Annotated in this window: 18 protein-coding genes and 1 tRNA gene; 18 read left to right on the top strand and 1 reads right to left on the bottom strand. The window is 29.3% G+C overall.

Annotation, left to right across the window (positions count from 1 at the left end; translation table 11 throughout):
* Positions 1-23 precede the first annotated feature (23 nt).
* The 16 genes from KQI89_RS01210 to KQI89_RS01285 all read left to right on the top strand — a co-directional run bounded on the left by KQI89_RS01210 (position 24) and on the right by KQI89_RS01285 (position 20,854).
* A complete protein-coding gene (locus KQI89_RS01210; RefSeq protein ID WP_216455587.1) occupies positions 24-1,037 on the top strand; it encodes an ABC transporter ATP-binding protein in 1,014 nt (337 codons plus the stop codon).
* Between the two features lie 2 nt (positions 1,038-1,039).
* Positions 1,040-1,909: a carbohydrate ABC transporter permease gene (locus tag KQI89_RS01215; RefSeq protein WP_216455588.1), complete on the top strand. Its 870-nt coding sequence runs from the start codon at positions 1,040-1,042 to the stop codon at positions 1,907-1,909.
* A gap of 13 nt (positions 1,910-1,922) precedes the next feature.
* Positions 1,923-2,747, top strand: a complete 825-nt coding sequence (locus tag KQI89_RS01220) for a carbohydrate ABC transporter permease (RefSeq protein WP_425514061.1) — start codon at positions 1,923-1,925, stop codon at positions 2,745-2,747.
* 76 nt (positions 2,748-2,823) lie between these two features.
* Entirely contained in the window at positions 2,824-4,152 is a 1,329-nt protein-coding gene (locus KQI89_RS01225; RefSeq protein ID WP_216455589.1) for an ABC transporter substrate-binding protein, read from the top strand.
* Positions 4,153-4,250: 98 nt separating this feature from the next.
* Positions 4,251-4,796, top strand: coding sequence for a CD3072 family TudS-related putative desulfidase (locus tag KQI89_RS01230; RefSeq protein WP_216455590.1), 546 nt, complete (start codon positions 4,251-4,253; stop codon positions 4,794-4,796).
* A gap of 193 nt (positions 4,797-4,989) precedes the next feature.
* Positions 4,990-7,410, top strand: a complete 2,421-nt coding sequence (locus KQI89_RS01235; protein ID WP_216455591.1) for a hypothetical protein — start codon at positions 4,990-4,992, stop codon at positions 7,408-7,410.
* A complete protein-coding gene (locus tag KQI89_RS01240) occupies positions 7,410-8,336 on the top strand; it encodes an ABC transporter ATP-binding protein (RefSeq protein WP_216455592.1) in 927 nt (308 codons plus the stop codon). Before KQI89_RS01235 ends, KQI89_RS01240 begins: the two co-directional genes overlap by 1 nt.
* Before the next feature lie 11 nt (positions 8,337-8,347).
* Positions 8,348-9,229 (top strand): ABC transporter permease, encoded by an 882-nt coding sequence (locus KQI89_RS01245; protein ID WP_216455593.1) that lies wholly within the window; start codon positions 8,348-8,350, stop codon positions 9,227-9,229.
* Entirely contained in the window at positions 9,226-10,791 is a 1,566-nt protein-coding gene (locus KQI89_RS01250; RefSeq protein ID WP_216455594.1) for a hypothetical protein, read from the top strand. The genes KQI89_RS01245 and KQI89_RS01250 overlap by 4 nt, the downstream gene beginning before the upstream one ends.
* A gap of 14 nt (positions 10,792-10,805) precedes the next feature.
* Positions 10,806-11,789, top strand: a complete 984-nt coding sequence (locus KQI89_RS01255; RefSeq protein WP_216455595.1) for an AAA family ATPase — start codon at positions 10,806-10,808, stop codon at positions 11,787-11,789.
* A gap of 3 nt (positions 11,790-11,792) precedes the next feature.
* Positions 11,793-12,674: a DUF58 domain-containing protein gene (locus KQI89_RS01260; protein WP_216455596.1), complete on the top strand. Its 882-nt coding sequence runs from the start codon at positions 11,793-11,795 to the stop codon at positions 12,672-12,674.
* Positions 12,675-12,685: 11 nt separating this feature from the next.
* Positions 12,686-14,485, top strand: coding sequence for a vWA domain-containing protein (locus KQI89_RS01265; RefSeq protein WP_216455597.1), 1,800 nt, complete (start codon positions 12,686-12,688; stop codon positions 14,483-14,485).
* 77 nt (positions 14,486-14,562) lie between these two features.
* Positions 14,563-17,385 (top strand): VWA domain-containing protein, encoded by a 2,823-nt coding sequence (locus KQI89_RS01270; protein ID WP_216455598.1) that lies wholly within the window; start codon positions 14,563-14,565, stop codon positions 17,383-17,385.
* A 240-nt stretch (positions 17,386-17,625) separates the two neighbouring features.
* Positions 17,626-18,132: a transglycosylase SLT domain-containing protein gene (locus tag KQI89_RS01275; RefSeq protein ID WP_216455599.1), complete on the top strand. Its 507-nt coding sequence runs from the start codon at positions 17,626-17,628 to the stop codon at positions 18,130-18,132.
* A 331-nt stretch (positions 18,133-18,463) separates the two neighbouring features.
* Positions 18,464-19,546, top strand: coding sequence for an ArsR/SmtB family transcription factor (locus KQI89_RS01280; RefSeq protein ID WP_216455600.1), 1,083 nt, complete (start codon positions 18,464-18,466; stop codon positions 19,544-19,546).
* Positions 19,547-19,576: 30 nt separating this feature from the next.
* Positions 19,577-20,854: an MFS transporter gene (locus KQI89_RS01285; protein WP_216455601.1), complete on the top strand. Its 1,278-nt coding sequence runs from the start codon at positions 19,577-19,579 to the stop codon at positions 20,852-20,854.
* 72 nt (positions 20,855-20,926) lie between these two features.
* Here KQI89_RS01285 and KQI89_RS01290 read toward each other — a convergent pair whose 3' ends face one another.
* Complete coding sequence (locus KQI89_RS01290) at positions 20,927-21,244, bottom strand: heavy metal-binding domain-containing protein (RefSeq protein ID WP_032121372.1); 318 nt, start codon at positions 21,242-21,244, stop codon at positions 20,927-20,929.
* Between the two features lie 113 nt (positions 21,245-21,357).
* Between KQI89_RS01290 and KQI89_RS01295 the strand changes: the two genes are divergently transcribed.
* Positions 21,358-21,433, top strand: a tRNA-Ala gene (locus KQI89_RS01295).
* 317 nt (positions 21,434-21,750) lie between these two features.
* Positions 21,751-23,403 carry a glutamine--tRNA ligase/YqeY domain fusion protein gene (locus KQI89_RS01300; protein ID WP_216455602.1) on the top strand — a complete coding sequence of 551 codons (1,653 nt, stop codon included), beginning with the start codon at positions 21,751-21,753 and terminating at the stop codon, positions 23,401-23,403.
* Positions 23,404-23,673: the final 270 nt, after the last annotated feature.

Below are 23,673 nucleotides of genomic sequence, written 5' to 3' on the forward strand. Positions count from 1 at the left end.
ATTAAAATTTATAAGGTGATTAAATGAAAGTTACTATTACGAATCTTAGAAAACAATATGAAGAGGTTATAGCGGTAGATGATTTAAATGTAATCGTTAAAGATGGTGAACTGGTGTCTATATTAGGACCTAGTGGTTGTGGGAAAAGTACCTTGCTTTATATGTTAGCGGGTATAGTAGATCCTACAGCAGGGCAAATCTCTTTTAATGAGGAGATAATAAACTCAGTGCCCATAGAGAAACGAAATATAGGGTTGGTTTTTCAAAATTATTCTTTGTATCCTCATTTAACTGTACTTGAAAATCTTATCTTTCCTTTAAGAATGAAGGGGATGAAAAAGGGTCAAGCTATAGAGGAAGCAAAAATTATAAGTAAGACTCTTAGAATTGAGGAGTTACTTAAGAGAAAACCTAAAGAATTATCAGGGGGACAGCAACAGAGGGTGGCTATAGGAAGGGCTTTAATAAAAAAACCAGGATTATTACTTATGGATGAACCTTTTTCTAATTTAGATGCAGCACTAAGAGTAGAAATGAGAGAAGAAATTAGAAACCTTCAAAAGGACTTTAATATAACTACACTTTTTGTTACTCATGATCAAGAAGAAGCACTATCTATATCAGATAAAATATTATTAATGCATAAGGGTAAGGCTATACAATATTCTACAGGAGAAGAACTTTATCATAATCCTAATTCTGTATATGGGGCTAGATTTATTGGAAGTCCTAAGATAAATATCTTTGAAAAAAGTGAGTTCATAAGATTTTTTAATAATTTAGAGGATATTTCAGAAGATGGGGACATAAAGAATTTTGGAATAAGGCCAGAGGACATAGAGATTTATACTAAAAAAGAGTACGAGGAACTTATTCCAGCTTACATAAGTAATATATTATCCTTAGGTAGAGATACACATATAACATTAGTATTCAAAGGTATAGAAATCAGAGCTATCATAACAGGAGAATCGAATTACAATGTTGGACAAGATGTCTATTTAAAATTTAAAAAGATACATAGGTTTAAGGATTAGATATGAAAAGATATAAAGGGTTTTTATACATATTACCAAGTATATTAATACTGGCGGTATTTCAGATTTATCCTGTGATTAAAGTTTTTATGATGAGTTTTTATACAAAATTTGATTATTTAAAAGACATAGTTTATAAAAGAGGAATAGATAACTATGTATACGTTCTTACAGATGAAGATTTTTATCTTGCGTTAAGAAATACTTTTGTTTATGTAGCCATTGCAGTGCCTTTAGCTATAGGACTTGCTTTGTTTATTGCAGTTTTATTAAATCAAAATTTAAAGTTAAGAAATTTTTTTAAAAGTGCATATTTCTTGCCTTTTGTGACTAGTACTGTAGCTATTTCTGTAGGGTGGAGATGGATATTTAACAGTGATCAAGGGCTTATTAATTTAGTATTAAACAGTATGGGATTTGGGTCTAAGCAATTTTTACGGGATAGCTATTATACTATGCCATTGCTTATATTGTTAAATATTTGGAAAAGTCTTGGATACAATGTAGTTATTTTACTAGCTGGTTTACAAAGTATAGATGATAGATATTATTATGCAGCAAAAGTGGATGGAGCTAGTAAATGGAGAATATTTAAAGAAATAACATTACCACTTCTATCTCCAATTATACTTTTTCTTTCAATAACATCTATTATAAGAGGATTTAAATTATTTGATGAGATTTTTGTTCTTTATGATAGGTCACCAGGACCATTAAAAAGTGCTATGACCATAGTGTATTATATTTTTAATAAGTTTTATATGAATTGGCATTTTGCAGTAGCTTCTGCAGCAGCCTTTATACTCTTTATAATAATATTAATATTTACTTTGATTCAATTTAGAATTGCAAAAAAGAAAGTTCATTATTAAGGGGGGGATTGAATTGAAGAAAAAAAAGTTAGAAAAGATATTAACTTACATGATTCTTGTAGTTACAGCAATATTTATACTTACCCCTTTTATATGGATTTTTTTAACTGCATTGAAATCCCCAGAGGAGGTTTTTGCAAATCCGCCAGTTATAATTCCAAGGAAGCCTCAATGGGAAAATTTCCTTCAAGTATTTAGATTAAAAGATTTCAATAGATATGTTTTTAATAGTGTTGTAATTACAGTAGCCATTACCATAGGAGAGCTAGTAACTACTATATTGGCAGCCTTCGCCTTTTCAAACTTAGATTTTAAGGGGAAGGATATAATATTTACTATTTTAATTGGAACTATGATGGTACCTGGAGAAGTATTGCTTATACCAAACTTTGTAACCTTAAGTAAACTGAAATGGATAAATACATATAAGGCTTTAATTATACCGTGGTGTACAAGTATAACTTCAATTTTCTTTTTAAGACAATACTTTTTAAATATACCAAAACAGCTTTATTATGCAGCAAAGGTGGATAACTGTAGTGATTTTAAATATTTAATAAGAATAATGATACCTATGGCTAGACCTGCTATATTTACTATAGCAATTTTAAAGATAATAAATAGTTGGAACGCTTTTATGTGGCCATTAATCATGACAAACTCAGAAAAGATGAGAACTTTACCCATTGTCCTAGCTAAGTTTTCCTCAGAAGTAGGTATGGATTATCATATTTTAATGGCAGCTTCAACTATAATTATAATGCCCATGATTATAGTGTTTATATTATTATCAAAATATATATTAAACGGTGTAAGCAATAGCGGTATTAAAGGTTAGAAGTAAAAGGTTATATAAGATAAAAAATGGAGTAAATCCATATTATATTTTAAACCCAAGAAAGGAGTTTTAACTTATGAAAAGAAGAGTTATATCAATTATGTTAACAGGTATCATGGCTCTATCCATGATAGGGTGTAGTGGAAAAGTAGATGATAAGAAAGATAAAGCTACATCTAGTATACCAACAGAGATTAAAGAAAATGTGGAAATTGAATTTTGGCATTCTATGAAGGGGGAAAATGAAGAGGCTTTAACAAAGATTACTAAAGATTTTGAAGAAAAAAATCCTAAAATCAAAGTTAAACTTGTGAATCAAGGTGGTTATAGGGATCTGTTTGAAAAATTAATGGGAGCTGCAAAAAGTAATACACTTCCAACAGTAACTCAAATATATAATAACAGACTTACATGGTACATAGATAAAGGTTTAGTTGAAGATTTAAATCCTTACATGTCCAATGGTACGGTAGGTATGAAAGAGGAAGAATCAGAAGATATCATAAAGATATTATATGAAGATGGAACTTTTGAAGATAAGCAATATTCTCTACCATTTAACAAAAGTCAAATGGTGCTTTATTATAATGAAGATATGTTAAAAGAGAAGGGCGTATCTGTTCCTAAAACCTGGGAAGAATTCAAAGATGCAGCTAAAAAGCTTACTGTAGATAGTGATAATGATGGAAATCCAGAAGTTTATGGTGTTGCTTTAGAAAATAATATCTCTACAGACATAGGAATTTGGGTAAGGCATGCTGGTGGAGAAGTAATTAGTGAAAAAGATGATAAAATTAATTTTAATACTCCAGAAACAAAGGAAGCTGTTGAATTTCTTGCTGGTATGGTAAAGGATAAAGTTGCTACTTTAGCTGGAGAAGATAAAAATGCAAACAATACCTTTATTAAAGGAAAAGCAGCAATGTGTGTAGCTTCAACTTCAGCCATACCTTATATTCAAAAGGGATTTAAGGGAAATTGGTTTTCGGCACCATTACCAGTACATAAAGAAGATGCTCAGCTTTATTATGGAACAAATGTAGCTATGTATAATACTGGAACTGCAGAGCAAAAGCTTGCTGGTTGGTTATACTTAAAGCATTTAATTAATACAGAAAACACAGCATATTTTTCAATGAAAACTGGTTACATACCTGTTAGAATGTCAGCTATAAAAAGTGAAGAGTATCAAAAGTTTTTAAAAGAAAATCCAGTAAAAGAAGTACCTATGAAGACTTTAGATAAAGGTTGGATTGGAGCTAGATCTATTGGTACTATACCTGCCCTAGATGTTTTAGGACAAGAGTTAGAGCAAGTATTTAAAGAGAAGAAAACTACAGAAGAAGCTCTTAAGGAAGCTCAAGAAAAGGGCGAAAAGGCAATGAAAGAAGCTAGAAGTAATTAGCTTAATTATATATTTTATATTGGCACTATATTTGAAAGTATGTAGCAGATATCATTATGGTATCTGCTACAAATTTATAACTTAAAAGGAGAGATATTGTGGAAAAAAGTAGAAACATATGTATATTAGCTCATTGTTTTATAAATGCAAATTCAAAAGTAGAGGGACCTTGTAGATATAAAGGAGTATTAAAGCCATTAACCTATGCTTTAATTGAAAGAGATTATGGAATTATACAACTTCCTTGTCCAGAACTTACCTTCTACGGTATGAGAAGATGGGGACATGTAAGAAATCAATTTGATAACCCTTATTTTAGAAATCATTGTAGAAAGCTACTTAATCCTATAATTTTACAGATAAAAGAATACATTGCTAATGACTATAAAATAAAATATATAATAGGAGTAAACGGTAGTCCTAGCTGCGGTATAGATGTGAGTTGTGTGTCTAATACTTGGAAGGGAGAAATCACAAAAATAGAAAGCATAGATACTTTAAAAAGAGACATAACCTATGACAAAGTTCCGGGGATTTATATGGATGAATTTATGAAGATGCTAAAAGAAGAAAACATTGAAATAGATTTTTTAGGAATTAACGAAAAAGATATAGATAACTATGATTTTGATAAATTACTATAAAAAAATAAGAGAGGTATAGATTAAGCTATGCTTCTCTTATTTTTTATAATATAATTTTATTAAATTATATTATAGTATAGGTTTTATAACATATAATCTTAGAATTTTTAACTTTTGTAAACTAAAAGTAACTTTTACTAAGGAACATATGGTAAAATCTTTCCTATAAGCATTTAAAAGGGGGTATAGGCCAATGAGGCGTAAAACAAATAGAGCACTAATATTTTTTATATGTTTTTTCATATTGTCATCTTTAGGAGTTAAAAGTGTTAAAGCGGAGGAAAAAAGTGAAGATATAGAAATTAAGGTTCAGTATGGATTTGAAGGAAGATATAAAGTAGGCAAAAATATTCCTATTTCCATCGAAATTCAAAATGGAAAGAAAGATATAGAAGGAGAAATTCAAGTAAAAATTCCTACAAGAGTTGATAAGTATGATTTGTATAGTGAAAAGGCTAACATTCCTAAGGAATCTAAAAAAAGGTTTACAATGGCTGTACCTATGGGAAGCATATCTAATGACTTAACTATAAGTTTAGTGGAAAAAGGTAAAGTTATAAGTGATACAAAGGTTAGAGTTGAAAATGGCAGGTTAACAGAAAATGAAAGATTTATAGGGGTGCTTTCAGATGATTTTAACAGTTTGAGTTATTTTAGTAAAACAAAACTAAAGATTGCAGTGGGGCCAGATAAATTAGATTTAAATCCGGTAGCTGTAAAGCTAAATGAAACAAACATTCCAGAAAACAGTAAAGCTTTAGATGCTTTAGATATATTAGTAATAGATAATTTTGATACATCTAAGCTTTCTAAGACTCAATATGAAGCTATTAAAGAGTGGGTAGAAGATGGAGGGATGCTCCTTATAGGTACAGGGAATAATTATTCTAAAACCCTATCTTTATTTAATGATGACTTTATAAAAGGAGAAATAAAGGGTTCAGAAAACAAAACATTAAGCTCTTTAAATAATTATATTAAAAACCCATCTTTGGAAGTTCTGAATACGGAGGTTTTAAATATAGATATTAAAGATAGTGATGTACTTATTAAAGAGCAAAATACTCCAATAATATCTAAATTAAATAGAAAAAGTGGTGTGGTAATATTATCAGGTCTACCTTTAGGACTAGAACCTTTTATAAGTTGGAGTGGAAAAGAGGCTTTCATAGCTAAATTATTGTCGGATAATATATACACTAGTATAAGAAGTGGTAAAGGGGATGTAATGGCTCAGCAGTACAGGCTAAATGATCTATTAAATAAAGTTCCAGAAGGTAAACTGCCAAATATAAGGTTAGTAACTATGTTATTTATAGTTTATGTGCTTTTAGTAGGACCTTTAAGTTATACTATATTGAAAAAGCTTAAAAAAAGAGACTATATATGGGTTACAGTTCCAGTATTGGCCTTAATTTTTAGTGGAGTAATATATATAATTGGTGGTTCTACTAGAATAAATAAACCCTTTGTTAATTTGTTTTCTATGACAATTATAGATAAAAAAGAGCCTTCGGATACAGAAGTATATGCTGGAGTTATAAGTCCAACTAAAGATAGATTATATGTAGAAGAACCAAAGGATGTGACTTTAAACTTTATAGAGGATGTAGAAGGATTCAGGGGTCAAGCCAATGAAAACACAGAGGCTAAAAGTTTAAATTTAAAGGTACTTTATGAAGGTAATAAAACTTATTTTGAATTTAATGATATAAAAGCATTTAGAGCAAATATCTTTAATTTTAATAAAAAGAATATGTCATTAAACACAACAGAATCACAATTGAAATTTAAAGATGGAAAGCTTCAAGGAAATATAACAAATAATTTAGGTTTTGATTTAGAAAGTGCTTATATTATAACTCCGTTTTATATTTATGAACTAGGAGATATAAAAAAGGGAGAAGTTTTTGATTTATCAAATGTATTAAAAGAATATACTGGTATAGAAAATTTTATGGATAACTTTTATAGTAAATCTGCTTCTACATTAAATGATGAAGAGAGGACTATGAGAAATAGGTTTCAACAGCTAGAGATGTTCTTTGATAAAATGAATGTATCTAGTAATGCAAGAGATATAGAACAGACTTATATTGTTGGATTTTCAAATAATCTAATAGAAGATGAATTAAAAGTAAATGGAGAGAAAGTTCCTACCTATCAAAGTAATCTATTAGCTATAAAAACTAATATAAATTTTGTGGAAGATGGTATAATAGAATACCCTTATGGATTTTTAAAACCTCATATTGACAATCAAGTAGGTCAAGGTGGATATAATGATAGGGATGGAATAATCTATGGAAATATGAATTTAGATTTAACCTATAAAATAGAAGATAGTATGACGGTACAATCAATAACTTTTAAACATATTGAGGGAAGAAGATATATGAAACCCTTTGATGGAGATTTTTATATACTAAATGTAAATGAAGGAAATTATGATAAGTTAGATATAGGTAACAAAGAAATTAATATAGATAATGCTTCAAAGTATATAAAAGATGGAGAAATCAAAATACATGTAGAAAGAGGTTCTGGAAATGGATCAAAGCATGAGGAACCTTCCATGTTACCAGCAATTTCTGTAAAAGGGAGGTTACACTAATGCTAGAAATTAAGGAGCTTAGAAAATCTTATGGGAAATTTGTAGCGTTAAATGGAGTGGATTTAAAAATAGAAAGAGGAGAAATATTTGGATTTGTAGGACCTAATGGAGCAGGAAAAACTACTACAATGAGGATAGTAGCAGGGCTTTTATCACCAGATTCTGGAGAAGTTTATGTAGATGGAATAGATGGCATAAGAGATAACAAAAAGCTTAAGGAAAAGATAGGTTATATGCCAGACTTCTTTGGAGTATATGATAATTTAAAAACCATAGAATACTTGGAGTTTTATGCTTCTATATATGGAATATTAGGTAATGATGCTCAAAAGTTATCCATGGACTTACTAGAAATAGTTAATTTAACAGATAAGAGGGACTTTTATGTAGACGGATTATCTAGAGGTATGAAGCAACGTCTTTGCTTAGCTAGAAGTCTTGTGCATAATCCAGAACTTCTTATATTGGATGAGCCAGCTTCTGGAATGGATCCAAGAGCTAGATATGAGATGAAGTCAATTTTGAAAAATTTAAAAGATATGGGGAAAACTATATTGATAAGTTCCCATATCCTCCCAGAACTCGCGGAACTATGTACTAAAATTGGTATTATAGAAAAAGGTAAGATGGTAATTACTGAAACTGTAGATGAGATAATGATGAAAATGAACTACGCTAACCCAATAAAAATTAGATTATTAAACAAGATAGAAGAAGGAGTTAAAATTCTAAAAGAAATACCAAACCTTAGCAATGTGCTTGTGGAGGGTAATAATATAACCTTAGGTTTTTCTGGACAGGAACAAGATATGGTGGAGATTCTTAAAACTTTGGTAATTAATAATATTCCAGTGGTATCCTTTACTAAGGGTAGTGGAAATCTTGAAGAAGTATTCATGAAGATTACAGAAGAAAATCATAAATAGGAGGTGGCATTATGAAGTTTAATTTAAATCCTGTTCTTAGAAAAGAAGCTAAAACTACAGTTAGGACTTGGAGAGTGGGGGTATTACTTGCAATATACTCAGGTATATTAGCGTCAGTAGCTGTTATTACCTTTACAATGTTTATAAAAAATATGGTATATGGTGGGTCACGATATGAAGAACTACCTACAATATATATGGCCATCGAAAGTTTACAATTAGTTTTAATATTATTTATTGTACCTTCACTTTCAGCATCGGCTATTTCTGGAGAAAGAGAAAGACAAACTTTAGATATTTTACTTTCTACTAAGATGTCACCTTTGTCTATTATAATGGGGAAGCTTATGGCATCCTTAAGCAAAGTTATACTTCTTATTATATCTACAATACCAGTTTTTTCTTTGGTGTTTTTATTTGGAGGGGTAAATGCTAAACACATAATGGAAATAATAATATTTTATTTGATTACAGCACTATATGTTGGTAGTATAGCTATCTTTGTATCTACACTTTTTAAAAGTTCTAGAGTTTCAAATGCTGTAGTTTATGGAGTAGGATTATTCTTAACTTTAGGTACATTATTTATAACTGTAATGTATTTTCAATATTTAAGTTTTAAATATACTTCTACAGGACAAAATCCATCTCAGGCTTTTTCAATACCTTATTATCTTTACTTAAATCCTTTAATGGGCTATGGTTCATTGATGATTCATCAATTAGGAGGAGCTAGCATGATACCAGGTTTTAGATCTTTAAACAATATCCCAAATGCATGGATAATCAATCTTGTGGTGGAAACCATAGTTTCCATAGGACTATTACTATTGGCTTCATGGAAACTAAATCCTATAAAGAAATCTAAAAAGAAAAGAATGAGGAAGGTATGAGTAATTTAGATTTAAAAATAGAAAAGTTTTTTAAGAAAGCATCTAGAAGACTTAGGGCAAATTTATTTTTAAACAATATGATTAAAGGGCTAATAATGACTTTAGCCCTATCTACAATACTGCTATTATTATCCCTATTTATTCCTATATATAAAGGTGTTTTTACTGGGATTTCAATTTTAATACTAGGTAGCTTTATAAGCTTAATATATTCAATACTAAAATTGCCCAATAATAAAAAACAGGCTCTTATGATAGATAGTATAGGATTAGAAGAAAGATTGTCGACAGCCTTGGAAGGCAGAGGAAAGGAAGAGGGATTTTATGAACTTCAAAAGAGGGACACTTTAGAAGTCATAAAATCCTTTGATATAAGAAAAAAAATACCTATAAATATAGAAAAGAAAAAAATTGCATTATTGTTATGTCTAACTGTATTGTTCTCTATTGGGTTATTTGTTCCTACAGAAGCTAAAACCATTGCAAAGGAAATAGAAAATACAAAAAAATATCAAAAGGAAACTTTAGATAAAATAGAAGACCAGAAAAAAAATATAGAAAAAATGAAAGAATTTACAGAAGAAGAAAAGAAAAAGTTAATAGAATATTTAGAGCAGGCAAAAAAAGAAATAAACAATGCAAAGATAGAAAAAGACATAGATAAAGCTTTAGAAAGATTGGATAAGAAACTCCAAAAAGAATCTAAAGATCCTTCCCTTAGTAAAGAAAAGGAAGAATTACTTAAAAGCATTCAAAAGGATATAAATCCTAAAGGAGAAGAGGAAAGAAAAGAGAGAGCTAAGAAAGACTTGGAAAAGTTAACGGATAAATTATCTAAAAATAAACTTACAGAAAATCTTGCAAAGCAGTTAGAAGAAGGCAATAAAGATGGAATAGATAAGGCATTGAAAGATATAAAAAGCAATATGGAATCTCTTGGAGATTTAGAAAAAAGTCAAATTTCTAGAGAACTAAAAGAGACCTCTTTAGAGATTGATAATGAAGATTTAAAGGAAGCTTTAAAAAATATATCAAAGGATATTAAAGAAGGTAATATTAGTGATGACAGTGAAAAGAAGACTAGTGATTCATTAAAAGCTCTGGTAGATGAGACTGAAGGTACTGTTTCAAAGGATGGTAATAAGACTGGAAACAATGAAAGTCAAAGTCAGGGTGAGAATAAGGGGCAAGGTGAAGGTGGAGATCAAAGCCAGGGCAAAGGTGAAGGTCAGGGTAAAGGTAATGGAAGTGGAGAAGGAAGGAATCAAGGTAGTAAAAATGGAATAAATAAGCCTGGCTCTGATACAACAGAGCGTAAAGAAGAGGTATTTATTCCACAGAGAAATACCGGAAATGATGAAAATCTAACTGGAAATAAAAACAATAGTTCTTCATCACAGATAATAGATTCAAAGGAAGGTTCAGCGGAAAGAGGAGAATCTATAAATTATGATGAAGTTATAGGAGATTATAGAAAAGAAGCCTATGATAGCATTAATAATTCAATTATACCAGAGGCTTTAAAGGATATAATAAAAAGCTATTTTGAAGGGTTACAATAATATGAGGTGAGAAAATGGAATTGAATAAAGAAGCTATTGATAAAGCCATAGAACGCATAAAGTTGTGTGAAGAAGAGATATCTAAGGGGATAATTGGGCAAAAGAGTATAATAAGGCAAGTTATAATAGGGATTTTAAGTGAAGGAAATATTTTATTAGAGGGGGTTCCGGGGCTTGGAAAGACTCAACTGGTAAAAACATTATCAAAGGTATTAGACCTTTCTTTTTCAAGGATACAATTTACTCCGGACTTAATGCCCTCTGACGTAGTAGGAACCAACATAATTATAAAAGAGGCAGATAGGAACTCTTTTAAGTTCGAAAAGGGTCCTGTGTTTGCTAATTTGGTTTTAGCAGATGAGATAAATAGAGCTACACCTAAAACACAGTCTGCTTTGTTAGAAGCTATGCAGGAAAGAACTGTAACTGTAGGTAAAAGTACTTATAAGTTAGCGGAACCTTTTATGGTTTTAGCTACACAAAACCCCATTGAGATGGAGGGGACCTATCCCTTGCCTGAAGCTCAATTGGATAGATTTTTATTTAAGGTTTTTGTTGAATTTCCATCTTTAGAGGAATTAAAGTCCATAATGGATATAACAGTTACCAATAAAAAAGTAGAAATTAGTCCAGTTTTAAATGGGGAAGATATAATTAGTATAAGAGAAATAATAAAAGAGATACCTATGTCTGAGTCTGTGTCAGAATATGCTTTGAAGCTGATTTTAGCAACCCATCCTGAATTAGAAGAAGCACCTGAAATTACTAAAAAATATGTTAGTGTAGGCTCAAGTCCAAGGGGAGCCCAAGCAATATTTAAAGCTGCTAAAGTTAAAGCTGTAATGGAAGGTAGATTTAATGTATCTTTTGATGACATAAAAGCTGTAGCATATCCCGCATTAAGACATAGAATATTTCTGAACTTTGAGGGATTAGCAGAAGGAGTGAATCCAGATGATATTATAAGTAAAATTATTGAAGAAATAAAGGTAGTGTAAACTATGGCTTATGATATATTTGATAAAGATTTTTTTAAAAGACTATACAACATAAATATAAATTTAAATATGAGATTAAGCCTTGGAAATCAGGGAGGAAGAAAGTCTCATGCAAAGGGAATTTCTTTAGAGTTTTCGGATTTTAGAGAATATGTGCCTGGAGATGATATAAGACGGATAGATTGGAATGCCTATGCTCGTTCTGAAAGATTATTTATCAAATTGTTTATGGAAGAAAGAGAGGCGGTATTCAATTTTTTTATTGATGGTAGTAAATCTATGGATTTTGGAGAATATAAGAAATCTCATCAAGCACTAAGGGTTGTTGGGGCTCTTTCTTATATAATATTAAATAACCTTGATAGAGTAGGGGTAAATATATTAAACAGTGAAGGTTTAGAAAATATAAAGTCAGGTTCTGGGAAAATAATATTTCAAAGCATATTAAAAGAGCTTTCAGAAATAGATTTTCAAGGTAAAAATAGTATATATTCATCTATAAAAAGATTTAACCCAAAAAGAAAAGGGGTATCAGTTTTAGTATCGGATTTTTTTCATGGAGAGCCTCTAGAAGAATCTATAAAGTACCTAGTTTATAAAAAACAAAAGGTAATATTGATTCATGTGTTATCTAAAGAAGAGTTAGAACCAGAACTAAATGGAAATTTAAATTTAATTGATTCTGAGAGTGGAGAGGATATTAGAGTAAGCATAAATCCTTCAGTTTTAGATATGTATGAAAAGGGACTACTAAACTTTAAAAAGTATATGGAAAGTTTAGCTTCTAAATATGGAGCACTTTATGTACCTATAAGCTCAGAGGATTCCCTTGAAAAAATAATATTTCAAGATTTAACTCTTCAAGGTTTCATAAATAAAATATAGGGGGTGGTAAGGTGAAATTTATAAATTTATGGCCCCTGATGTTCTTAAGTTTTATTCCATTGTTAATATTTTTATATCTCTTAAAACAAAAATCTCAGGATCACTTAATCTCAAGTACCTTTTTATGGAAAGAGGTATATAAGAATATTGAAGCTTCTACTCCCTTTGAAAAGCTAAGATATAATATAATGTTACTACTTCAACTTTTGATTATAATTTTTTTAATTGGAGCTTTAACAGACCCATTTTTGTCAATTTGGGGCAAAGATTATAAAAATGTAATAATAGTTATGGATAATACTGGGAGCATGACTGCTACTTATGAAGGTTCTACAAGAATGGAAGAAGCCAAGAAAAGAGCAGAGGAGTATATAAATTCCATAAAAGGCAGTGCCACTATAACTATAATAAATGCAGGTGAAAAACCTTCTATGGAGATTTCTAATTCTAAAGATAAATATTTAGCTATAGATAAATTAAAGTCTATAAAGCAAAAATCTGTAAGTGGAAACATAGAGGATAGTATATCTTTAATAAAAGCTATAACTAAAGAAGTTGAAAGCTATGAAGCAGTGTTTTTTACAGATAAAACCATAAATATAGATGATATAAATGGAAAAGTAATTAATTTAACGGAAAAGGGAAGTAATGCTTCTTTAGATTTTCTTTCTTATAGTGAGGATAAAGAAGGTCTTAAGGTACTCATAAAAATAACTAATAGAGGAAGTTATGAATATACTTCTGATTTAGCTTTATATGGAGGAGAGGAACTTTTAGACATAAAATCTATTTCTTTAAAGCCTAAGGAAAGTAGGACTATTTTATTTGATAAAGTAGATTTTAAAGGAGACATACTTAAGGCTGAACTTACAGAGGAAGATAGTATAAAAGATGATAATATCATATTTGAAAAGATATTAAGGGAAGATAGACAGAAAATATTATTGGTTACAGAAAAAAATATTTTTTTAGAAAGAGCTTTACAAACTATACCTAATATTGATATTTATAAGACTAATTCTGAAGAGAATATGAATAAAGAGGATAGGTATGATCTTTATATATTTGATAATATAACTCCAGTAGATATTCCAAAGGAAGGCAATATGCTATTAATAAATCCTGAAGAAAATTCTATTTTTAAAGTTAATGGAGAGCTAGAGGGAGGATATGGAGTTATAACTCAAAGTTCAGTTAGTAGATATACAGAAGGATTAAAGTTTGCTATAAAAAACTATAAAAATTTAGAGAAACCTAATTGGGCAGAGGGTTTTTTGAAAGTGGAAGAAAACTACCTAGGATTTATAGGTGAACTTAATGGCAAAGCCATAGGGGTTATAGGCTTTGATCTTCATAACTCAGATTTGACCTTAAAAGCAGAATTTCCTATTTTAATGCATAACATAGTGGGAGGTCTTATAAATAGAGGTATGTTATATAAACATAGCTTTAAATCCGGTGAAGAGGTTCAAATAAACCCTAGAGTAGATGGGGAAGAAGTTAAAGTTAAAAACCCTAAAGGTGAAGAAGAGATTATACCTCTAAGATTCCCTTTAAAGTCCTATAAAGCTACTTATTATACAGGAGTTTATCAGGTGTCTCAAAATATAGGAGAAGAAATTATAAAAACTTCTTTTACAGTAAACTTTCCTACAGATACTGAATCCTCCATGGAAAATGAAGAGAGTTCAATAGAAAATGTAAAAGGAAATAATCTTCTAAAGGGTGGCTTAAATCTTAGAATATATCTAATATTACTAGCATTAGTAATTATTTTAATTGAGTGGATTCTGTACATTAGAGGATATTAATTAAAAAAGCCTATACCTAAAAAATAGAGAGGAGAGTATGGTTAAGTTTTAATTGCTTTCTTAACCAATAGAAATTAGTGAGCTTAGAAATAATAAGACCTATATTTTTACTCCTTATACCATTTTTTATATGCCTTGTCATATATACCTTTAAAAAATTAATAAGATTTAGAAAAAAGAAAGTTTTAACTGTTATCGCCAGAATAACTATATTTACCCTATTGTGTTTAGCTCTTTCAGGCATTACCATAAAGCTAAATATAAATGATACAGCTACTTTATTTTTACTTGATATTTCAGAGTCTAATAAAGAGTTTAAAGGAGAAGGAGAGAAGTTCATAAATGAGGCTATTGAAAATATGCCTAAAAAGAATAAAGCGGCAGTAATGGTTTTTGGAGAGGATACTATTTTAGAAAAGTTTTTTTCTGAAGGAAGAAACTTTAATGGAATATCAGGAACTCCAGTATCCACTTCTACAAATGTTGAAAATGCCATTACTCAGGCTTTAGCTACTTTCCCAGAGCAGAGTGCCAAAAGATTAGTGATTATAACAGATGGTGAAGAAAATAAGGGAAGTTTATTAAAGACAGTACCTTCTCTAGAACAACAAAATGTAGATGTTAAGGTTTATAAAGTAAATAAAAGTGAAAAACCAGAAGTATATGTAGATAATGTAAAAATACCAGAGAGAATAAATATAGGCGATGAATTTTCTGTAGTTGTATCTATAGAAAGCAATGTTAAAACCTCTGCTAATATAAGTTTATATTCTGATAGAACAAAAAAGGCAGAACAAAATGTAGATATTGAAAAAGGAAGAAGTAATTTTGTTTTTAAAGATATTCAGAATTCTGGTGGATTTAAAAGCTATAGGGTAGTTATTGAGCCACTTTTGGACACTGAAGGGAAAAATAATGAGTATCTTGCTTTTACTAATGCAGAGGAAAAACCTAAAATTTTATTAATTGAGGGTAAGGATGGAGAAGGAAGAGAACTGGAGAATATATTTTCGGCCCTATCTATGAATTATAAGAAAATAGGTGCAAAAGAGGCTCCAAGAAGTCTAAAGGAAATGTTAGAGTTCAAGTCTATACTTACAACAAATGTACATATAGATGATATAAATAAGGAGTTTTTAAACAATTTAGAAACCTATGTAAAAGATTATTCTGGTTCTTTTATAGCAACAGGAGGGGAAGATTCTTTTGCATTGGGAGGGTATTTAAATACACCTTTTGAAAAAGTACTTCCTGTATATATGGATATGAGAGGTAAGAAGGAAATACCTAAAATGGCATTAGCACTTGTAATAGATCATTCTGGAAGTATGGGTGGAGGAGAAGCTGTAACAAAGCTTGAATTAGCAAAGGAGGCAGCAGAAAAGGCTGTAGATACTCTAAGACCTGTAGATGATATAGGAGTGTTAACTTTTGATGATAGCTTTGATTGGGTGATACCTCTTCAAAATAGCAAGGATAAAGCTAGTATAAAAGATAAGATTAAAACCATAGGAGTTCGAGGTGGAACAAGCATCTACCCAGCATTAAGAGAGGCTTATAATAGTTTAAAATCTAGTGATGCAAAGATAAAGCATATTATATTACTTACAGATGGTCAAGATGGATTTAATGAGTATGGGGATGTATTAAAGGAAGCAAATGAAGAGAGAATAACTCTATCTACAGTATCTGTAGGTGAGGATGCAGACAAAAACTTGCTAAAGTATTTAGCAGAAGAAGGTGGAGGAAGAACTTATCATACCGATATATATACAGATATTCCAAGAATATTTGCAAAAGAAATTTTTTTATCTGCCAAAGTATATCTAAATAATAGGGAATTTACACCAAAGATAACTAGTCCTCATAATATATTAAGTGGAGTATCAGAAGGTGGAATGCCATCCCTATTGGGATATATAGCATCTTCTGCAAAAGAAACTGCTAGCATTATACTATCATCAGATGAAGATGATCCAATACTTACCGCTTGGCAATATGGGCTAGGAAGATCGGTAGCTTGGAATTCTGATATGGCAGGAAGATGGAGTAAGAATTTAGCCGGTTGGAATAAAACCACTAAGCTATGGCAAAATATACTAAATTGGTCCATAGAAAATTATGGCCATGGAGAAGGAACCATAAATGTTGAGCTGAAAGGAAATCAAGCTTTTATAGAGTATGAAACGAAGAATAAAAGTGAAGAGGCAAAAGTAAATGCCCTAGTAACAGATGATAATGGAGAAAAAAGGGAGTTACCCTTAGAAGCTATAAAACCAGGAAAGTATTCAGGGGTTATGGATCTTAAAAACATAGGATTTTATAGTCTGAATGTAAGAGAATTAGAAGGAGATAATATAGTAAACACTCAAAACTCAACTATAGCTATGCAATATTCTCCAGAATATAAATTTTTTAAGGATGAAGGAGCCTTAGAGAGGCTAGTAGTAGATACTAAGGGGGCTTTTATTAAATCCTCTGAAGAAGTTTTTTCATCAGAATTAAATTCTGTGTGGAGTAGAATAGATTTAACTAATACATTTTTAGTTATGGCTCTTATTCTATTTATGATTGATATAGCCTATAGAAGATTGAATTTAGACTTTAAATTATTTAAAAAAAATAAAGAGAAGTTTAAGGATATTAATAAGAAAAAGGTTAAGTCTAAGAAGTTTAAACTTAATACTGAGATAAAAGATAATTCTTTAAAAGAAAATAAAAGTAAATGGGGAGAAAGTTCAAACAAGAATTCTGAAGAAGGATTAGAAGATAAAAAGATGAAATCAACTAAAGATAAATTAAATAAAAATAGTCATAGTAGTAGTAGAAGAGAAAAAGAGAAATCTAGTAGGCTAGACACAGCAAGCTTATTAAAAAAGAAAGAAGAAAGAAACAAATAGATTCATATTTATATTTTTATTATACCGGCTTTAAGATTACATTATTGTAATTTTAAAGCCGGTTTTTGTAATCTAAAGCAATGGTACTAAAAATTGAAGTCTTGTAAAATTAATATATACATAAGTTAAACTATAATAATAAGAAATCTAATTTACTATAGCATAATAGTTAAAATCTATATGAAAATTATTAATAGAAATTGAATGTTAGAAAAACACATAATTTTAAGGAGAATAAATATGAAAAAAAATGTGATATCTATTGTGGCTTTATTGATAATAGTAATGTTAGGAGGAGTTTTTACTATAAGAGAGATGATGTTTCCTATAAAATATAAGGATGAGATAAAAAAATATTCTAAAGAATATAGATTAGATCCTTACGAAGTAGCAGCCTTTATAAATTTTGAAACCAATTTTCAAAATAAGAAATATGAGGAGAATAATACTAGTGGGTTAATGAATTTTAGAGATGAAAAAGCAATAGAAGTTGCAAAGAAAATGGGATTAAAGGATTTTAAGCCAAAGGATTTAGAAATACCAGAGGTAGCTATAAATCTAGGTAGTTATTATTTAAGTAAACTAAAAGAAGAACACTCAAGTTTATTAAAGGTTGTAAGTGAATGGGCTATGAGAAATAATCCGGAAGATGAAGTGATGAGAGAGTATTCAAAAAAATATTATTTACCTAAAATAGAAAAAAGAATAAATATATATAAAATTTTATATCCTGGATTAAAATTATAAAATATAGGATTTAGGTTAATATATAATTCTAATAAACCCTAGAAAGCTATTGTAACTATATAACAATGGATTTCTAGGGTTATTTTAAATAACATAAAAGTTAGTATAAAAAGTTTTGTGAATTCTATTATTTTAGAGCTTTGTAGTTAATAAAAAACATATATTTAGATGGATATCTAAATAAGAAATATAAAATTTCAAATAAGTGTTGCCATATATAGGAGTTTAGAATATAATAAAATTAAGTTAGTTAGATAAATATCTAATCATTAGATGTTTGTCTAATAGATTATAAAGATAGATGTTTATCAAAACAAGGGGAGTGTTTAATATGAAGGTGATTTATAACAAAAATCCAGGAGAAATAAGAGATTATTTTTTAATATTAAGTGACATAACAAACTATGAATGTCTAAGTGAATATTTGTTAGAAAAACAGGACTCTTTTGATAAAGAGTTTAAGGATTTTTATAAAAAGAATATTAATAAGTTTAAATTAAATAACATGGAGTTAGAAAGATATTTTAAATTTTATTCTACAGAGAGATTTAATATTGCTAGATTTATGATGTATGAAAAAGAACTGTGGGCTTATGATAATATTTATGAATACTTGGATTTTTTAGAGGGGTTAGATGAAGAAAAAATAAAGCTTTCAGTCATAGAGGAGATATTATATTTAACTGGTGAAGGTGAAGATGAAGCTAAAGAAGATGAAATGTTAAAAAATACTCCATTGGTTTTAGATAGCATAAAGTTATTAGAGATACACTCTTCTATTAAATGGGAATTATTCTGCTTTTTTCAAGAACCATTAGCTTATTTTAAAAAGTTTTTAAAGTTCGTAAAGGAATTAATTCCACTATATGAGGATTTTAAAAACACTAGAGATAATCTTATGGAAGATCTTCATGAAAGAATGGAAAGAGATATAAATAATAATGAAGAAGCTTATGAATTTATAAAAAAAGAAACAAGGGGTATAATTGATCTTTCAAATTTTAATGAGATATACGTATCCTCTAATTATTTTAGTAGTCACAGCATAACCTTCGCTATGGAAGGTGGAAAAATTTATATATTTTTAGGTGTATACTACAAAAAGGCTCTTGATATATTAGGTGGGATTAGGGAAGATAAAATTCAATTAAATCTAATGGTATTTAAAAATTTATCAGAGAGAAATAGATTTGAGATAATAAGGCTATTAAGTGAGGACAATGAGTATTGTCATGGAGATATAGCAAAATTACTAAATATTACAGGGGCTACAGTGTCTTACCACATAAATTATCTTTGTGCAGCCAATTTAGTTACTATGTATAAGAAAAATAAGAATGTATATTACAAATTAAATAAAGAAGTGATAAAAAATAGTATGGAATTTTTAAAAGAAGAATTTAAATTAGGGTAATTTATTAAAATTTATAAAAGGGTGGTTTTTATGAGAATTAAACTTCTAAAAGACAGGAATTTCGGATTATTAATGTGGGGTAAATTTATATCTTTAGTAGGGACACAAATGCAAAACTTTGCTCTTTCTTTATATGTATTTAAGATTACAGGTTCTGCTACTAAATTTGCTACAGTTCTTATGATTTCAATGTTACCACAGTTATTGCTAGGACCTATAGTAGGGGTATTTACCGATTGGATGGATAGAAAGAAAATTATTGTTTCTATGGATATTTTAAATGGATTAATAATTGGAGTATATGCAATACTATTTTATTTAAATGGAGGCCTTTCCTTAGGTAGTATATATTTGTTTGTAGTTTTACTGTCTTTAATTTCTATGATATTTCAACCAGCTATAGCTACAGTGATACCTTCCATTGTTAAAAAGGAAGATTTAGTAGATGCTAATAGTATGAATACATTTATAATGAATATGGGAAATTTAATATCTCCAATGATTGCAGGAGCTTTGTTTGGACTTTATGGGTTGTTTATAATTCTTCTATTAAATTCTATAAGCTTTATACTTTCAGGAATAAGTGAAATGTTTATCCATATACCAAAGGTTAATAAAGCCCCAGAGGAAATAAGTTTTAAAACCTTTTCTAGGGATCTTAAAGAAGGTTTATCTTTTATAAAGAATAGTAATATTTTAATAAGTGTAATAGGAATAGCCATGATAGTTAATTTTGTTGGAAGCCCTTTAGGATCAATAGGATTTATATATATATCTAAAAATGTATTAGGGGTTTCAGACCTTCAGTATGGCATTGTGGAAGGTGTTGCTTCATTAGGTATGCTTTTATCCCCTATTATATGCAGTGCCATGGCAAAAAAATATCCACTAAAAAAATTGCTTTTTTACAACTTATTAGGGACAGGATTTTTAATAATGCTAGTAGCTATAGTTCCCTTTAAACCATTTTTAAATTTATTTAATTCTAATTTCGTTCCTTATATAGCTTTAATAGTTGTAAATTTTTTTATGATATTATTAATGTCCATAGTAAATATATCTTTAAGTATTATGTTCCAGCAGACTGTACCTTTAAACTTAATGGGAAGAGTAAATACTGTTATGAGTGCTGGATGTATGGCAACCATGCCATTAGGTCAATTAGTATTTGGAATTATGTATGATAAGGTTTCAACATCACTTTGTGTGGTTATATCTGCCATTATAATTATAGTTAGTTTATTGGCATTTAAAAATACTCTTTTACCTAAGGATAGCGAAGATAGAGAACTGGCTTTACAGGTGTGATATTATAATTTTAAATAGTTAATTTGGTTTTAAGTAAATGTTTTATAAAAACATTTACTTAAAACTATTTTTTTATTCAACAAAAACAGCGGTACCAGAGGCTATTACCATAAGCATATTACCTTGGCCTAAGGTTTCGTAGTCTATAGTTACGCCTACTACAGCATTTGCTCCAAGGGAGGAGGCTTTTCTTTGCATTTCATAAATAGCCTGTTCTCTTGCTTCTATAAGCTCCCCTTCATAAGCACCAGATCTTCCTCCAAATATGTTGGAAAGCCCCGCAGCAAAGTCTTTAATAAAGTTAACTCCTGCTACTACTTCACCAAAAACTACACCCTTATAGTTAGTTATTTTTCTTCCATCTATTGTATTTGTGGTAGTTGTAATCATAAAGAATCCTCCAATTTAAATTAATCTGCTAAATATATTTTATATTTTATAGTAACATATTTCAATATTTACACTAGATTTTTTTGGAAAAGATATATATAATATAGTTAATTGGGGATGTAGTTCAGTTGGGAGAGCGCTTGAATGGCATTCAAGAGGTCGTGGGTTCGAATCCCATCATCTCCACCAAAGCATATAAATCTAAAAATTAACAGACTCTTAGTATATAAAATATTAAAAAAGACCATTAGATAGTTAGAATTTAATTCTAGTTGTTTAGAGGTCTATTTTTTATGTTTATGGATAATTTAAATATAGATTAATAAAAATATCAATTGCATTGGAAAGTCTTAAAATTTAAAAGATAATCCTAGAGAGTTTTTATATAGAAAATGCACCATTTTTGTGATATATTAAATATCAGTATGTATTAAGTTTTATTCTAATTTATATTACAAATAAATTATTAAAAAAGTAAGTGAATATTAAGAAAGGAATGGTGAGTAATGGAGGTTACGAGTAGTACTTCAAATTTTATAAAAAATATAGTTAAAGAAGATATAGATTCTGGAAAACATAAAGAGATAATAACCCGTTTTCCACCAGAGCCTAATGGTTATTTACATATAGGCCATGCGAAGTCTATAGTTTTGAACTTTGAATTAGCAGATGAATTTAAAGGAAAAACAAATTTGCGCTTTGATGATACAAACCCTATTAAAGAAGATACAGAGTATGTAGAATCAATAGAAGAGGATGTAAGATGGCTTGGCTTTGAATGGGATGAATTATACTTTGCATCTAATTATTTTGAGGAAATGTATAAAAGAGCAATATTGCTTATAAAAAAGGGAAAAGCATATGTTTGTGATTTAACCCCAGAAGAGATAAGAGAATATAGAGGAACTTTAACGGAACCGGGAAAAGAAAGTCCTTATAGAAATAGAACTGTGGAAGAAAATTTAGATCTTTTGGAAAAAATGAAAAAAGGTGAATTTAAAGATGGAGAAAAGGTTCTTAGAGCAAAAATAGATATGTCTTCTCCTAATATGAATATGAGAGACCCTATAATATATAGAATTGCTCATGCAAGCCATCATAACACTGGAGATAAGTGGTGTATATATCCAATGTATGATTTTGCTCACCCATTAGAGGATGCTATAGAAGGTATAACACATTCTATATGTACATTAGAGTTTGAAGATCACAGACCACTTTACGATTGGGTTGTAAAAGAATGTGAGATGGAAAATGTACCGCAACAAATAGAATTTGCTAGGTTAAATATTACAAACACTGTAATGAGTAAAAGAAAATTAAAATTATTAGTAGATGAAAAAGTTGTGGATGGATGGGATGACCCACGAATGCCTACTATAGCTGGTCTTAGAAGAAGAGGATACACACCGGAAGCTATTAGAAATTTTTGTAGGGCTATTGGGGTATCTAAAGCAAATAGTTTAGTAGACTCTCAAATGTTAGAACATTTTATAAGAGAAGATTTAATGCCGAAGGTTCCAAGAACTATGGCGGTATTAAGACCTTTAAAGATGATAATAACAAATTACCCGGAGGATCAAGTAGAAATGCTTGAGATAGAAAATAATGGTGATAATCCAGAGGGTGGAGTAAGACAAGTGCCATTTTCAAGAGAACTATATATAGAACAAGATGATTTTATGGAAAATCCTCCTAAAAAGTATCATAGACTTTATCCAGGAAACGAGGTAAGACTTAAAGGTGCTTATTTTGTGAAGTGTAATGATGTAATAAAAGATGATAATGGTAATGTAATTGAAATACATTGTACTTATGATATAGAAACAAAGAGTGGTACAGGATTTACAGGAAGAAAAGTAAAGGGAACTATACATTGGGTAGATGCTAAATCAGCTGTAGCATCAGAATTTAGATTATATGAACCTTTAATATTAGATGAGGGTGAAGGCTCTGAAGGAAAGCATTTCTTAGAGCAAATAAACTCAAATTCTATGGAGGTATTACAAGGATTTGTAGAGCCTTATATGAAAGAGGTAAAGCCTCAAGATAAATTCCAAATAGTTAGACATGGATACTTTAACGTAGATCCAAATAGTACTGAAGGAAAATTAGTATTTAATAGGATAGTATCTTTAAAAAGTTCTTTTAAACTATAGAAAAAACCACCAGTAATGGTGGTTTTTTTATATATAAAAATTAATTATTAAAAAATTTAAAATAATGAGATATATTATTTTGATAAAATATACTATGCTTTAATTTCAATTACATTATATATATATGCTTATTTAAATAAAATCATAAATATATCTGTTTTTTAAAGATTTCAACATTATTTATATAATATTTGTACTAGTTCAAAAATAAAAACTATTGAAAGTGATATCCAAAATTGTTAATATAGTGTTAAGAGAAAATACAGTAGA

This window comes from Clostridium simiarum (genome assembly GCF_018919175.1).
Lineage (GTDB): Bacteria > Bacillota > Clostridia > Clostridiales > Clostridiaceae > Clostridium_L > Clostridium_L simiarum.